Origin of the sequence: Lysobacter ciconiae (assembly GCF_015209725.1) — a bacterium.
Classification (GTDB): domain Bacteria; phylum Pseudomonadota; class Gammaproteobacteria; order Xanthomonadales; family Xanthomonadaceae; genus Novilysobacter; species Novilysobacter ciconiae.
The window spans coordinates 2,125,209-2,139,477 of record NZ_CP063656.1 but is presented as its reverse complement, the minus strand read 5'-3'; the positions used below and the strand labels follow the sequence as shown (position 1 = coordinate 2,139,477).

Sequence of the window (14,269 nt, the reverse complement as noted above, 5' to 3'; positions counted from 1 at the left end):
TTGTTCGGCATTCGGGCCCTCGCCGCGCTATTCTCCGTGCGGCCAAGGGGAGGAGCTGCCGAGTGCGCCACCAGACCACGTCCATTGCGCACGCCCCAGCCGATCCCGTTGCCGTGAATTGGGAGGGAGGCGGCGGGTTGCTGCCGATGATCGATGCCACCCTGCCGCCGGGGTCGCGGCTTCACGTGCGTGCGCGCGATGACCGGTCCGCGCTTGCGGAACACGGGACGCAATCACAACCGGATCCGATCGCCGCCGACACCCATCGCATCGAACTGGACTGGGACGGCGATGAGGGCCCGTCGGTGCTGGTGGTTGAGCTGCCGCACGCCATGACCGCCGCCCAGCGCACGGCGTGGATGGTGCTGGCCCGGCGCACCATCGAGCTGCACCTGGCGGCCGAGCACGCCCGCGCCCGGGTCAAGGAACTGGAGAAATCCGAGCAGCTGCAGCAGGCGCTGTACGAGATCGCCGATCTGGCCGGCTCCAGCCTGGAACTGGCCGACATGCTGGAGCGCATCCACGGCGTGGTGGCCCGGCTGATGTACGCGGAAAACTTCTACATCGTGCTGTACGACGATGCCAACCAGGTCTACCGGTTCCTCTATTTCGCCGACCAGCTGGATCCGTTCCGGCCCGACCCGGCGGTCGGCATACCCGTCGACAGCGCGCCCAACAGCCTGACCCTGGCGTTGATCCGCCACGGCGAGGCGGCGTTCGGGTCCTCCGAAGAAGTGCGCCTGCGCCTGGGCGTGCCGCACGACTCGAGCCACGGCCCCGACAGCGACGACTGGCTGGGGGTGACCATGCGCCGCGACGACAGCGTCGTCGGAGCGATCGTGGTGCAAAGCTACGACCGCCCCGGTTGCTACGGGACCGAGGAACAGGCGTTGCTGGTGTTCGTCGCCCAGCACATCCTGACCGCGCTGGACCGCCACCAGGCCCGCGAGGAGCTGGAGCGGCGCGTGGAGGAGCGCACCCGCGCCCTGCAGCTGAGCAACCGCGACCTGCACTCGGAGATCCTCGAGCGCCAGCGCGCGGAGAAGCTGCAACGCGCCCTGTTCCGGATCGCCGACCTGTCAATCACCGCCGAGACGCTGGAGATCTTCTACGCCCAGGTGCACGCGGTGGTGAACGAGCTGCTGGACGCGCGCAACTTCTATATCGCGCTGCTCTCGGAAGACGGCGCGCGCCTGGAATTTCCGTACTCGATCGACGAGCACGACATCCACCGGGCCAGTCGCCTGCTCGATTCGGGGATGACCGAGCACGTCATCGCCACGGGCCGCGCGCTGCTGACCGAGCCGCACCGCATGACCGGCTTCCAGGGCCGCGGCACCGTCGCCCATTGCTGGCTCGGCGTGCCGCTGTACCGCAACAACATCGTGGTCGGCGTCATTGCCGTGCAGAGCTATTCGCCGGAGATCAGCTTCACCGCCCGCGACCAGGACCTGCTGACCTTCGTGGCCAACCACATCAGCATCGGCTTGACCCGCAAGCAGGAGCAGGAACGGCTGGTGCTGGCGCACGCCGAGCTGGAGCAGCGGGTGGACTCGCGCACGCGCGAACTGGCCATGGCCAATGCCGAGCTGCTGGAGCAGATCGGCGAGCGCCTGCACGCCGAGCAGCAGCTGACCCACCAGGCGCGCCACGACGAGCTGACCGGCCTGCCCAATCGCAGCCAGTTGCTCGACCACCTCGGCGTGGCGCTGAGCAAGGCCCACGCCGGCGTGCACTCCCACGCCGGCGAGGGCGCGGGCGGTTTCGCGGTGCTGTTCCTGGACCTGGACCGGTTCAAGCTGATCAACGACAGCGTGGGCCACTCCGCCGGCGACGACCTGCTGGTGGAGGCCGGCCGGCGCATCGTCGCTGCCGCCCGCGAGCACGACCTGGTCGCGCGACTGGGCGGCGACGAATTCGCCGTGCTGGTCAACGACATAGAAGGCGTGCATGTCGCCACCAGCCTGGCCCAACGCGTGCTGCATTCGCTGGGCCAGGCCTATTGGATCGCCGGGCGCGAGGTGTTTCCGGCCGCCAGCGTCGGCATCGCGATGTGGCAGCCGCGCTATCACAGCGCGACCGACCTGCTGCGCGATGCGGACGCGGCGATGTACCGCGCCAAGGCCAGCGGCCGCGACCGCTGGGCGGTGTTCGACGAGGACATGCGCGAGGAGGCGTCGCGCATCCTCGACCTGGAGGCGGACCTGCGCCGGGCCATCAACGGCGACAACTTCATTCCCTACTACCAGCCGATCGTGAGCCTGGACGGGCACCACGTCGTCGGCCACGAGGCGCTCCTGCGCTGGCGACACCCCACGCGCGGCCTGCTCGCTCCCGGCGAGTTCATCGGCCTGGGCGAGGACAACGGCCTGATCGAGGAAGTCGACTGGCTGATGTACGCGCAGGTGATCACCCGCCTGTCGCGGGGCGTGGAGGGCTACGTGTCGGTCAACGTCTCGCCGCGCCATTTCCGCTCGGCGGATTTCGCCGATCGCCTGATGCGTCTGATCCACAACGCCGGCGCCAACCCGCACCAGTTGCGCATCGAGATCACCGAGGTGGCGCTGTTCGACGACATCGGGCGAACCCTCAGCACCCTGCATACGCTGCGCAGCCACGGCGTGCTGGCCCAGCTGGACGACTTTGGCACCGGTTATTCGGCGCTGTCGTGCCTGCACCGCTTCCCGATTGAATGCCTGAAGATCGACCGCAGCTTCGTGGCCGGGTTGACCGGCGAGAAGCAGGCCGAGAGCATCGCCGTGGTGCGCGCGATCCAGGCGCTGGCCGGCACCTTGGGCATCCACACCATCGGCGAAGGCATCGAGACGGAGGCCCAGCGCGACATCCTGTTCGAGCTGGGCTGCCAGCGCGGCCAGGGTTACCTGCTGGGCCGTCCGGCGGCGCAGATGCAGCAGCCGGAGCTCATCGCGTCGCTTGAGCCGGTTGAGTGAAGCCTCGCGGTTGACGATCGGTTCCGTAAAACCGTCGGCTGAGGCCCGTTGACTGCGCTGGACCGCTCAGCAATCGCGGATCACCAGCAGCCGGGTCTCGGTCATGTCCTGGATCGCGTAGCGCACGCCCTCGCGGCCGAGGCCGGACTGTTTGACTCCGCCGTAGGGCATGTTGTCGACGCGGAAACTGGGGATGTCGCCGACGATCAAGCCGCCGACCTCCAGCCGGTCCCAGGCGCGCATCGCGTGGTCCAGCCGGCCGGTGAACACGCCGGCCTGCAGGCCGAAGTCGCTGTCATTGACCGCGTCCAGCGCGTCTTCGAAGTCCTTGAAGGGCTCCATCAGCGCGACCGGTCCGAACGCCTCGCGGCGATACAGGTCGGCATCGCGCGGCACGTCTTCGAGCAGCCAAGCTGGCAGCAGGTTGCCCTCGCGCGGGCCGCCGACGATCTTTTTCGCCCCCGCCTTGCGCGCGGCAGCGATCCAGTCCTCCACCCGCTTGGCCGCCTCCTCGTCGATCATCGGCCCGATGAAGGTCTTCTCGTCGCTCGGGTCGCCGGCTGACAGCCTGGCGATGGCCGCCTTCAGCTTCTTGCGCAGCGCCTCGTAGATCGAGGCATGGGCGTGGATGCGCTGCACGCTGATACAGCTCTGGCCGGACTGGTAATAGGCCCCCGACACCAGCCGCTCGACGATGAAGTCCAGGTCCCGGCCCGGTTCCGCGTCGACGATGCAGGCGGCGTTGCCACCCAGTTCCAGCACCACCTTCTTGCGGCCCGCGCGGGCCTTCATGTCCCAGCCGATGAGGCCGCCGGTAAAGCTGAGCAGGGCGATCCGGTCGTCCTCGACCAGCGGCGCGGCGTCCTCGTTGGAGCAGGGCATGACCGAGAACGCGCCCGGCGGCAGATCCGTCTCCGCCAGGACCTCGGCGATGATCAGCGCGCCGATCGGAGTCTTGGCGGTCGGCTTGAGCACGAACGGGCAGCCGGCGGCGATCGCCGGGGCGACCTTGTGGGCGACCAGGTTGAGCGGAAAATTGAACGGTGTGATGAAGCTGCACACCCCGACCGGCACCTGCCTGCTCATGCCGCGATAGCCACGGGTGCGCTCGGAGAGCTGCAGCTCGATCACCTCGCCGCCGATGCGGGTGGCTTCCTCGGCGGCAACGCGGAACGTCTCGATCAGGCGGGTGACTTCACCGCGCGCATCGCCGATGGGTTTGCCGGCCTCGATGCACAGCACCTGCGCGAGTTCCTCCTCGCGCTCCTGGAACCGTTTCACGCAGTGCGCGAGCACGTCGCGGCGCGCATCGGGCGGGAACGCGGCCATGGCCTCGCGCGCCTTGCAGGCCGCGTCGATGGCCTGCTCGATGGCCTCGGCATCGGCGAGCGCAACCCGGGTGGCGGGTTTGCCGGTGTATTTGTTCAGCACCACCAGATCGGTGTTGGCTGCAACCGGCTTGCCGGCGAGGTAGTACGGATAGGACTTTTTCAGCGTGGGCATGGGCACCTCCAGTCCTGCAGCATTGCCCATGCCCGGTTAAGGCGCGGTCGTGCGGTTATGCGCTGCCTTAGAACAGCAACGACGACATCCGCCGGCGGTAGCGACCGACCAGCGCGGTGTCGTCGGTAATGCGGAAGGCATCGATCAGCGCCGTGCGGGGCAGGCCGCCGTCGAAGTTGCGGTCACGTGCCAGCATCTCGATGAACTGCTCCATCGCCGCCTCCGGATTGCCGGCGACGATGTGTCGGGCGCCCAGCAGATGGCGCGCGCGCAGGTCGTCGGGATCCGTGGCGACCGATTGCTGCAGCTCTTCGAGGCTCGGCGCGGTGCTGGCCAGGGCAAGGAAGGCAAGCCGCGCACGCGCATGGACGGTGCGATCGTCGGTCGCCAGGTTGGCCGGCAGCCCTTCCAGCAGGCCGGTGGCCTCGTCGGCCTGGTCGGTCTTGAGCAGGGCGAGCGCGAGGTCCAGCCGCAGCTCGGCATTGTCGGGCGCTTCGGCCACGGCGGCGCGCAGGCGCGCGACCTCGGCCTGGGGGTCGACGGGGACCGGCGCCGCGGCGTCGTCGGCCGCCGCAGGGGCTTGGGCGGGTTCCACACCGTGCTGCTTGAGGAATTCGCGGATCTGTCCCTCCGGCAGCACGCCAGGGAAGCCGTCTGCGATCTGGCCGTCCTTGACCAGGAACACGGTCGGAATGGAGCGGACTTGGAAGGCTTCCGCCAGCTGCGGTTCCTGGTCGACCTCGACCTTGGCCAGCTGGAAACTGCCGTGATACTCGGCCGCGAGCTTCTCCAGCACCGGGCCCAGTTGCTTGCACGGCTCGCACCACGGCGCCCAGAAGTCGACCAGAACCGGCGTCTGCATGGACTTCTGCAGGACATCGGTTTCAAAGCCGGCGGTGGTGGCATTGAAAACGTGGCGGGCGGGCGGGGCGTCGGGCAGTGCAGGCATCGGGCTACTCGCAGATGAAGTTCACAGGCCTAGATGGTGGCGGCGCCGCGGATTCCAACCGGATGTAAAACGTAGTTGACATCCGGTGAATTCGATGTAACTTCGAACGTACATTTAGTGCGGTGGAGGAGACACCATGATCGTGAATCGTTGGAGCGGTCTCGGCTTGCTGTTGTCGGCGATGTTTGCGCTGTGGTTGTTGCTCGCCAGCCCGGATTCACTGCTGGGGCTGGATACCGGCCACGTCGGCATGGTGCTGCTGATCACCACCGCGTGGGTCTCGCTGTTCGCCGTCAGCCGCCTGCCGCGGGACGCGGTCGCCGAGGCCGCCTCGCCGGGCGAGTGGAACGCGTGGATCGGCACCGTCTTCATGGCCGCCGCGGTTGCCTATCTGGTCTCGAACGTTGACGCCTTCAGGGCGGCAACCGTCTGGAACGATCCCGTTACGGGCCGGGTCGTGCGCAACCTGGTCGCGTTGCTGATCGCCTGGAGCGTGCTGCGCGGGGTCCTGGCCAGGCGCTGGAGCGAGGCGGTGACGGAAGACGAGCGCGACCGCGAAATCGCGGCCAAGGCTGCGGGTTGGGGACGTTTTGGGCTGGTCGCGTTTTGTGTCGGTGTGGCCGGGATACTTGGACTGTCGCCTCAGGACCGTCTGCAGTGGGCCAGTCACCTGGTGATCGCCAACCTGTTGATCCTTGGACTCATGCTCAGCTGCCTGCTCGAATACCTCGGGACGGCCATCTACTACTGGCGCGACCGGCACTGAGGCCCGGCGGCATGGCATCGACGCCCATCCAAAATTCCATCCGCGCGTTGCGGTTTGCCCGCGGCGAGATGACCCAGCAGGCGCTGGCCGAAGCGTGCGGCGTGACCCGGCAGACGATCATCGCGCTGGAGGCGGGGAAGTACGCGCCGTCGCTGGAACTCGCGTTCCGGATCGCACACGCGTTCAAGGTTGGCATCGACGAGGTTTTCCAGTGGCCGCGTACCCCATGAGCACTGCTTAGCGCGCTATCCGATTCGGTAGCAGCTTTGTTGGGCGACCGGGCTAGGCGTCCGGTTGCTTGTAGATCACCCCGTCCTTCATCACGAAGCGGACATCCAGCACCCGGTTGATGTCTTCGACCGGGTCGCCCTGCACGGCGATGATGTCGGCGCGCTTGCCGCTGTCGATCACGCCCTGGTCGTCGACGCCGAGCACCTCGGCGGCGCGGATGGTGGCCATCTGCAGGGCCACCGCGGCCGGCACGCCGGCTTCGGTGAGGTAGACGAACTCGCGCGCGTTGTCGCCGTGCGGACCGACGCCCATGTCGGTGCCGAAGGCCATTTTCACGCCGGACCGGTAGGCCTTGCCGGCAGTCGCCTGGATCAGCGCGCCGATCTTTTCCGCCTTTGGCCGGACGACGGCCGGAAAGTAGCCGTCGATCTTTGCCTTGTCGGCCACGAAGCGGCCGGCGTAGATGGTCGGGATGTACCAGGTCCCCTTGCGCTTCATCAGCGCCATGACCTCGTCGCTCATGTAGGTGCCGTGCTCGATGCTGGTCACGCCCGCCTCGACGGCGCGGCGCATGCCTTCCTCGCCGTGGGCGTGCGCGGCGACGCGGTAGCCGTAGTCCGTGGCGGTGTCGACAATGGACTGGATCTCGTCGACGCGGAACTGCGGCGCGTCACCGGATTTGGCGTACGACAGCACGCCACCGGTGGCAGTGATCTTGATCACGTCGCTGCCGTCCTTGTACCGCTGCCGCACCGCCTGTCGGGCATCGTCGACCGAATTGATGACGCCCTGGGTCGGTCCGGGCGGGCCGATCAGGTGCGACAGCGCGGAGTTGTAGCCGTTGGTGGGGTCGGCGTGGCCGCCGGTGGTGGCAATCGACTTGCCGGCCGCCCAGATCCGCGGGCCGTCGACCAGTCCCTGGTTGATCGCATCGCGCAGGTGCGGCGCCACCTCGCCGCCGAGGTCGCGCACGCTGGTGAAGCCGGCCAGCAGCGTCTGTCGTGCGTAGCCGACCGCGCGGAACGCGTAGTCGATGTCGTCCAAGCGGAAGCCTTCCGAGTAGCTGTCCGGGCTGGACTGGCTGCCCAGGTGCACGTGCAGGTCGGTCCAGCCGGGCATGCAGGTGTGGCCGGAGAGATCGACGTTGGTGGCGCCGGCGACGCTGGCATTGCCGCCGCTGACGATCCGCTCCACGCGGCCATCGCGCACCAGCACCGTGTGCGGGCCGAGGATCTTGCCGGCGCGGCTGTCGAACAGCTTTCCGCAGTGCAGGGCGCTGGCGCCGTCGGCGGCAAGCGCGGTGGCTGGCAGCGCGGCGACGGGCAGCACGGCAAGGGCAAGCAGGGCGCAGGAGAGGCGAGTCGGCACGGCGGTATCCGGTGGCGAGGGTGGGATCGATTGAAGCACGTGCACGCACCACGCGCGTGGCGCGAAAGTACCGGTGCAAACCGGGTCTGCGGAGCGTCGCGGACGGTTTCCGGACCCACCCGCATGGCGGCAAGGGAGGCGCTGGGTTAGGCTTTCCGGTCCATCTGTCTCCGGTTCCACGCCCGTGCCCATCGAAGCCTCCGCCGACCCCCGCAGCAATGACCCCGGCAGCGCCGGCGGGTCCGGTTTCGAGCCGCATGCGCTGGAGACGGCGGCCCAGCGCTACTGGGACGACACCCGCGCGTTCGAGGTCGACGAGAGCTCGGCCAAGCCGAAGTTCTATTGCCTGTCGATGCTGCCGTATCCCTCCGGCGCGCTGCACATGGGCCACGTGCGCAACTACACCATCAGCGACGTGATCAGCCGCTACAAGCGTATGACCGGACACAACGTGCTGCAGCCGATGGGCTGGGACGCGTTCGGCCTTCCGGCGGAGAACGCGGCGATCAAGCACCACACCGCGCCGGCGCAGTGGACCTACGCCAACATCGGCCACATGAAGGCACAGCTACGGCAGATGGGCTACGCCATTGACTGGTCGCGCGAATTCGCCACCTGCGAGCCGTCCTACTACGTGCACGAGCAACGCATGTTCGTGCGCCTGATGAAGCAGGGCCTGGCGTACCGAAAGAACTCGGTGGTCAACTGGGATCCGGTCGACCAGACCGTGCTGGCCAACGAGCAGGTGATCGACGGCCGCGGCTGGCGCACCGGCGCGATGGTGGAAAAGCGCGAAATCCCGCAGTGGTTCCTGAAGATCACCGACTACGCACAGGAATTGCTGGACGGCCTGGACCATCTGCCGGGTTGGCCGGACGCGGTCAAGACCATGCAGCGCAACTGGCTCGGGCGCAGCGAGGGCCTCGACATCACCTTCGCCGTGCGCGATGCCGTGGGGGCAGAGCTCGAGCCCCTGACCGTCTACACCACCCGCCCGGACACCCTGATGGGGGTGACCTTTCTCTCCATCGCTGCCGAGCATCCGCTGGCCGCGCACGCCGCCGCCAACGACACCGGCCTGGCCGACTTCGTCGCCGACCTGCGCAAGGGCGGGGCCACCGAGGCGGAACTGGAGACCCAGGAAAAGCGCGGGATGGACACAGGCCTGCGCGCGATCCACCCGATCAGCGGCGAAGAGCTGCCGGTGTTCGTCGCCAACTTCGTGCTGATGAGCTACGGCACCGGCGCCGTGATGGCGGTGCCCGGCCATGACCAGCGGGACTGGGAGTTCGCCCGTCGCTACCAGTTGCCGATCAGGATGGTGGTCGTGCCCGATTCGGTACGCGATGCCGTGCGTGAGATCGGCCAGGACCTGGGCCGGCATGCCGATCCTATGGCCAGCGCACTGGGGACGCAGGGCTCGACCGACGCCTATGACACCGGCGCGGCGGTGCAGGTGGTCAGCGACTTCGAGCAGGGTATCGCCGAGCAGGGCGCCTATACCGAGCGCGGCTGGCTGGTGAACTCCGGCGAATACGACGGCATGGACTTTCAGCAGGCCTTCGACGCGCTGGCCGCGCGGCTGGAAGCGGAGGGCCGTGGCGCACGCCGGGTCAATTTCCGCCTGCGCGACTGGGGCGTCAGCCGCCAGCGCTACTGGGGCTGCCCGATCCCGGTCATCTATTGCGAGGCCTGCGGCGCAGTGCCCGTGCCGGAGGACCAGTTGCCGGTCGTGCTGCCCGAGGACGTCGAGTTCATGGGCACCGCCTCGCCGATCAAGGCCGATCCGCAGTGGCGCAAGACGACCTGCCCGGGCTGCGGCGGAGCGGCCGAGCGCGAGACCGACACCTTCGATACCTTCATGGAGTCCAGCTGGTACTACGCGCGCTACACCTCGCCCGGCGCGACCGAACAGGTCGATGCACGCGCCAACCACTGGCTGCCGGTGGACCAGTACATCGGCGGCGTCGAGCACGCGATCCTGCACCTGCTGTATTTCCGTTTCTACCACCGCCTGCTGCGCGACCAGGGGCTGGTGGACAGCAACGAGCCGGCGACCAACCTGCTGACCCAGGGCATGGTGATCGCCGAGACCTTCTACCGCGAAGGCGAGAACGGTTCGCGCGACTGGATCAATCCGGCCGAGGTGGAGATCGTCCGTGACGAGCGCGGCCGCATCACCGGAGCGACGCTGAAGGCCGACGGCCAGCCGGTGGTGATCGGTGGCATCGAGAAGATGTCCAAGTCCAAGAACAACGGCGTAGATCCGCGCACCATGGTGGACCGGTACGGCGCCGACACCGTGCGCCTGTTCTCGATGTTCGCCGCGCCGCCCGAGCTGTCGCTGGAGTGGAACGAGGCCGGCGTGGAAGGCATGGCGCGGTTCCTGCGCCGGTTCTGGCGCGAGGTGGTCACCCACGCATCCCAGCCCGACCACCCGCCGGTGGATCCGGCCGCGATGGACGCCGGCCAGAAGACCCTGCGCCGCCAGCTGCACCAGACCATCGGCAAGGTCGGCGACGACTACGGCCGCCGCCACGCCTTCAATACCGCGATCGCCGCGCTGATGGAGCTGCTCAACCACGTCAGCAGGTTCAAGGACATGAGCGACCAGGGCCGGGCCGTGCGCCACGAGGCCCTGGAGGCGATGGTGCTGCTGCTCAACCCGGTGACCCCACACACCAGCCATGCGCTGTGGCAGGCGCTGGGCCATGCCGAGACGCTGCTGGAAGACGTGCCGTTCCCGCAGGTCGACGAGGCCGCGCTGGTGCGCGATGCGGTGGTGATGGCGGTGCAGGTCAACGGCAAGCTGCGCGGCAAGATCGAGGCTCCGGTCGGCATGGACAACGCCGAGGTGGAGAAGATGGCTCTGGCCGAGCCGCACGTGGCGCACTTCCTGTCCGGCCTCACGGTGCGCAAGGTGATCGTGGTGCCGGGCAAGATCGTCAACATCGTCGCCGGCTGAACCCTGCCTTCCACGCCAGTGCGCAGCCGCGCTTTATGCTTGCTGCACCCATCCGCCTCCTTCAGACTGCCTCGATGATCCGACGCCTGCTGCCTCTCGCCCTCGTGCTGACCGTGTCCGCCTGTGGTTTCCAGTTGCGTGATGCACTGACGCTGCCGGCCGACCTTGATCCGGTCAAGGTGGTCTCCAAGAGCCGCTACAGCCCGCTGGCCGATCGTCTGCAACAGTCGCTCACCCGCGCCGGCGCTACCCCGGCAAGCGCGGCGGAACGCAACGCGGCGGTGCTGGAGATCAAGGCCGAGCGCTGGGGCGATACCCCGTTGAGCGTCGATGCCCGCGGCCGTGCGCAGGAGTTCAGCCTGCGCTACGCGGTGGTGTTCGAGATGCGCAATGGCGACGGCACCGTGCTGGTGCCGCAGCAGAACATCGAACTCTCGCGCGACTACATCTCGGTACCGAACAATTCGATCGGCACCGAAGGCGAGCGCGAGATCCTGGTGCGTGAACTGCAGCGCGAGATGGCCGCCTCGATCCTGCGCCGGATCGACGCCGCCGGCAGCGTGGACACCGCGTCCCAGGATGCCTCCGAGGTGTTCCAGCACACCACCGACGCCGCCAGGGCCGCGATGGATGCCGCCGAAGCGATGCCGCCGCCGCCCCCACCGCCGCCGGTTCCCACCGATGACGGAACCGAGCCGACGCCCGGCTCCCAACCCTGAGCATGGAGCTCAAACCCGAACAGCTGGCCGCCCAGCTCGGATCGGGAACCTTGGCGCCGGCCTACCTGATCGCCGGCGCCGAGCCGCTGCGGGTGCTGGAGGCCGCCGACGCGGTACGCGCCGCCGCCCGCGCACAGGGCATCACGGAGCGCGAAGTCTTCGACAGCGAAGGCAGTCGCGAGCCCGACTGGGACGCGATGGCGGCCAGCTTTGGTTCGCCGGGCCTGTTTTCCAGTCGCCGCCTGCTGGAGCTGCGTCTTCCCACCGGCAAGCCGGGAAAGATCGGAGGCGAGCTGATCTGCCGGTTCTGCGCCGATCCGCCGGCCGACGTGGTGCTGCTGGTCACCGCCGGTGAATGGACTCGCAAGCACGCCGGCAAGTGGAGCGCGGCGATCGAGGGCATCGGCAAAATCGCGATCGCTTGGCCGATCAAGCCGCACGAACTTCCCGGCTGGGTCGAGCAGCGGCTGCGTTCGCGCGGCGTGCGTGCCGACGCCGATGCCGTGCAACGCCTCGTGGAACGTATCGACGGCAATCTGCTGGCCGCTGCGCAGGAGATCGACAAGCTGGCGCTGCTCGCCGACGGCGGCAGCCTGGACCTGGCGCGGATGGAGTCGCTGGTCGCCGATGCGGCGCGTTACGACGTGTTCCGCCTGATCGACGCGGCGATGAACGGCCAGCCGCTGCAGGTCTCGCGGATGCTCGCCGGCCTGCGCGCCGAAGGCGAGGCGGTCCCCGCTTTGCTGGGAATGGTCGTGATCGAACTGCAGCGCACCGCCGCGCTGTCGCGGATCAAGGCCCGCGGCGGCAACCTCTCGGCCGAGTTCAAGGCGCAGCGCGTCTGGGATTCCAAGCAGCCGATGTACCAGCGCGCCCTGCAGCGCCATCCGCCGGCGCGCTGGGACGCTTTCGTCTCGCGCATCGGGGCGGTCGACCGCATGGCCAAGGGGCGTGAGCCCGGCGATCCGTGGCTGATGCTGGAGCGGGTCCTGCTGGCGGTGGCCGATCCGGCCGCGGTCCGCTTGCTGGTCCACGTCGATGCCTGAGCACGGCGGAGCCCGGCATTGAATCCGGCCGGCCCGGCTTTGCGGGTGTTCTACGGCGGCACCTTCGACCCCGTCCACTGCGGCCACCTGCACATTGCACGCAACGCGCGTGATCACCTGAGCGCTGCGATCCGCCTGATGCCGGCGGCGGATCCGCCGCATCGCGCCGCGCCGGGGGCCAGCGCGGAGCACCGCGCGCGGATGCTGGACCTGGCCGTGGCGGGTGAGCGAGACCTGCTGGTCGATCGACGCGAGTTGCTGCGGGACACGCCGTCCTATTCGGTCGATACGCTGCGCGGCATCCGCGCCGAGTACGGGATGCAGGCGCCGGTCGCCCTGCTGATCGGCGCCGACAGCCTGGCCGGGTTGCCGCAATGGAAGGATTGGCAGGCGCTGTTCGAACTGGCCCATTTTGTCGTCGCCGCCCGTCCCGGGGTCGACCTCGACCGGCATCTTTCCGCGCCGCTGCTGACCATGCTCGACGGGCGCTGGACCGACTTGGAGACTGACCTGGAGGCGGCACCGGCCGGTCGTGTGCTGTGCCTGCCCAACCGCCTGCACCCCGGATCGGCCACCGGCATCCGCGAGCGCATCGCCGCCGGCGAGCCGTGGCGGGAGCTGGTTCCGGCGCCGGTGGCGGAGTACATCGTTCAGCATCGGCTGTATGTGAAGCGGCCCGGCAGCCCGGCTTCGCTATAATCACTGCCGCACCCAACCCCAGAGCCTGCATGTCCACCGAAGCCCAAGTCATCAAGACCCGTCTCCCGAGCCCGCCGCCCAGCGTCGACCAACTGCTGGACACCGTGCGCAGCGCCATCGCGGAACTGAAGGCCAAGGATCCGGTGGAAATCGACGTGCGCGGCAAGAGCAGCGTCACCGACTACATGGTGGTCGCCTCGGGCACGTCCTCGCGCCACGTGAAGTCGATCGCCGACGAGGTGGTCAAGTTCGCCAAGAAGCTGGACATCATGCCGCTGGGCGTGGAGGGCGAGCGCGAGGCCGAGTGGGTCCTGGTCGACCTGGGTGACGTCGTTGTCCACATCATGCTGCCGCGGGTGCGCGAGTTCTATGCACTTGAGCGCCTGTGGACCGTGGGCGACCAGCCGCCGGCGTCGGTGGACGAATACGGCGAGCCCGGGATCGGTTCCGGCGAGTTGGAAACCGACGCCGAGGACGACCTCTAGTCGAGGCGCCTGTCGCGCAGGCGATCAGGGCCCGATCGTGAAGGCCAGACTCATCGCCGTCGGCGAGCGGGCCCCGCGCTGGGTCGCCGAGGGATTCGAGGACTACCGCAAGCGTCTCTCCCACTGGTTGCCCCTGGAACTGGTGGAGGTCGAGCCCGGCGTGCGCGGCAAGAACCGCGACATCGCCCGCGCGACCGCCGAGGAAGGCGCCCGCGTGCTCGCTGCGCTGCCGCGCTCGCCGCTGGTGGTGACTCTGGACGGCCGTGGCAAACCCTGGAGTTCGGAGCAACTCGCCCAGCGCCTCGAGCATTGGCGCGGCCAGGGGCGTGACCTGGCGCTGTTGATCGGCGGGCCTGAAGGCCATGCCGATGAGGTGCTGGCCCGCGCCGACGAGTCCTGGTCGCTGGGGCCGATGACGCTGCCGCACATGCTGGTGCGTCTGGTCGCTGCCGAGCAGCTGTACCGCGCCGCGGCGATGTTGGCCAACCACCCCTACCATCGGGCCTGACTGCCGTCCGCCGGCCGGCAGTCAGGCAGCGGCCGCGCAAGGTGGCTGGCGCTCAGGCGCCGCGGGTTATGCTTTCCGC

At 68.6% G+C, this 14,269-nt stretch carries 12 protein-coding genes; 9 read left to right on the top strand and 3 right to left on the bottom strand.

Annotation, left to right across the window (positions count from 1 at the left end; all coding sequences use genetic code 11):
* Positions 1-113 precede the first annotated feature (113 nt).
* Positions 114-2,951: a putative bifunctional diguanylate cyclase/phosphodiesterase gene (locus INQ41_RS09555; RefSeq protein WP_228076564.1), complete on the top strand. Its 2,838-nt coding sequence runs from the start codon at positions 114-116 to the stop codon at positions 2,949-2,951.
* Positions 2,952-3,017: 66 nt separating this feature from the next.
* Here the strand turns inward: INQ41_RS09555 and INQ41_RS09550 are convergent, their stop codons facing one another.
* Together INQ41_RS09550 and trxA are read right to left on the bottom strand one after the other, a co-directional pair.
* On the bottom strand, positions 3,018-4,454 hold the full coding sequence (locus INQ41_RS09550; protein WP_193983984.1) for an aldehyde dehydrogenase family protein: 1,437 nt from the start codon (positions 4,452-4,454) through the stop codon (positions 3,018-3,020).
* A gap of 67 nt (positions 4,455-4,521) precedes the next feature.
* Positions 4,522-5,394, bottom strand: a complete 873-nt coding sequence (trxA, locus tag INQ41_RS09545) for a thioredoxin (RefSeq protein WP_407074271.1) — start codon at positions 5,392-5,394, stop codon at positions 4,522-4,524.
* A 145-nt stretch (positions 5,395-5,539) separates the two neighbouring features.
* Here trxA and INQ41_RS09540 point away from each other — a divergent pair, with 145 nt between their 5' ends.
* Both INQ41_RS09540 and INQ41_RS09535 read left to right on the top strand, forming a co-directional pair.
* Positions 5,540-6,169 (top strand): hypothetical protein, encoded by a 630-nt coding sequence (locus INQ41_RS09540; RefSeq protein ID WP_193983980.1) that lies wholly within the window; start codon positions 5,540-5,542, stop codon positions 6,167-6,169.
* An 11-nt stretch (positions 6,170-6,180) separates the two neighbouring features.
* Complete coding sequence (locus INQ41_RS09535; protein ID WP_193983979.1) at positions 6,181-6,399, top strand: helix-turn-helix transcriptional regulator; 219 nt, start codon at positions 6,181-6,183, stop codon at positions 6,397-6,399.
* 52 nt (positions 6,400-6,451) lie between these two features.
* Here the strand turns inward: INQ41_RS09535 and INQ41_RS09530 are convergent, their stop codons facing one another.
* Positions 6,452-7,768 (bottom strand): metal-dependent hydrolase family protein, encoded by a 1,317-nt coding sequence (locus tag INQ41_RS09530; RefSeq protein WP_228076563.1) that lies wholly within the window; start codon positions 7,766-7,768, stop codon positions 6,452-6,454.
* A 262-nt stretch (positions 7,769-8,030) separates the two neighbouring features.
* Here INQ41_RS09530 and leuS point away from each other — a divergent pair, with 262 nt between their 5' ends.
* From leuS to rlmH, 6 genes are all read left to right on the top strand, one after another.
* Positions 8,031-10,733 carry a leucine--tRNA ligase gene (gene leuS / locus INQ41_RS09525; protein WP_407074270.1) on the top strand — a complete coding sequence of 901 codons (2,703 nt, stop codon included), beginning with the start codon at positions 8,031-8,033 and terminating at the stop codon, positions 10,731-10,733.
* A 74-nt stretch (positions 10,734-10,807) separates the two neighbouring features.
* On the top strand, positions 10,808-11,452 hold the full coding sequence (locus INQ41_RS09520) for an LPS-assembly lipoprotein LptE (protein WP_193983975.1): 645 nt from the start codon (positions 10,808-10,810) through the stop codon (positions 11,450-11,452).
* Between the two features lie 2 nt (positions 11,453-11,454).
* On the top strand, positions 11,455-12,498 hold the full coding sequence (gene holA, locus INQ41_RS09515) for a DNA polymerase III subunit delta (protein WP_193983973.1): 1,044 nt from the start codon (positions 11,455-11,457) through the stop codon (positions 12,496-12,498).
* An 18-nt stretch (positions 12,499-12,516) separates the two neighbouring features.
* A complete protein-coding gene (gene nadD, locus INQ41_RS09510; RefSeq protein ID WP_193983971.1) occupies positions 12,517-13,197 on the top strand; it encodes a nicotinate-nucleotide adenylyltransferase in 681 nt (226 codons plus the stop codon).
* A 29-nt stretch (positions 13,198-13,226) separates the two neighbouring features.
* Positions 13,227-13,682 carry a ribosome silencing factor gene (gene rsfS / locus INQ41_RS09505; RefSeq protein WP_193983969.1) on the top strand — a complete coding sequence of 152 codons (456 nt, stop codon included), beginning with the start codon at positions 13,227-13,229 and terminating at the stop codon, positions 13,680-13,682.
* Positions 13,683-13,719: 37 nt separating this feature from the next.
* Positions 13,720-14,190, top strand: coding sequence for a 23S rRNA (pseudouridine(1915)-N(3))-methyltransferase RlmH (rlmH, locus tag INQ41_RS09500; RefSeq protein ID WP_193983967.1), 471 nt, complete (start codon positions 13,720-13,722; stop codon positions 14,188-14,190).
* Positions 14,191-14,269 lie beyond the last annotated feature (79 nt).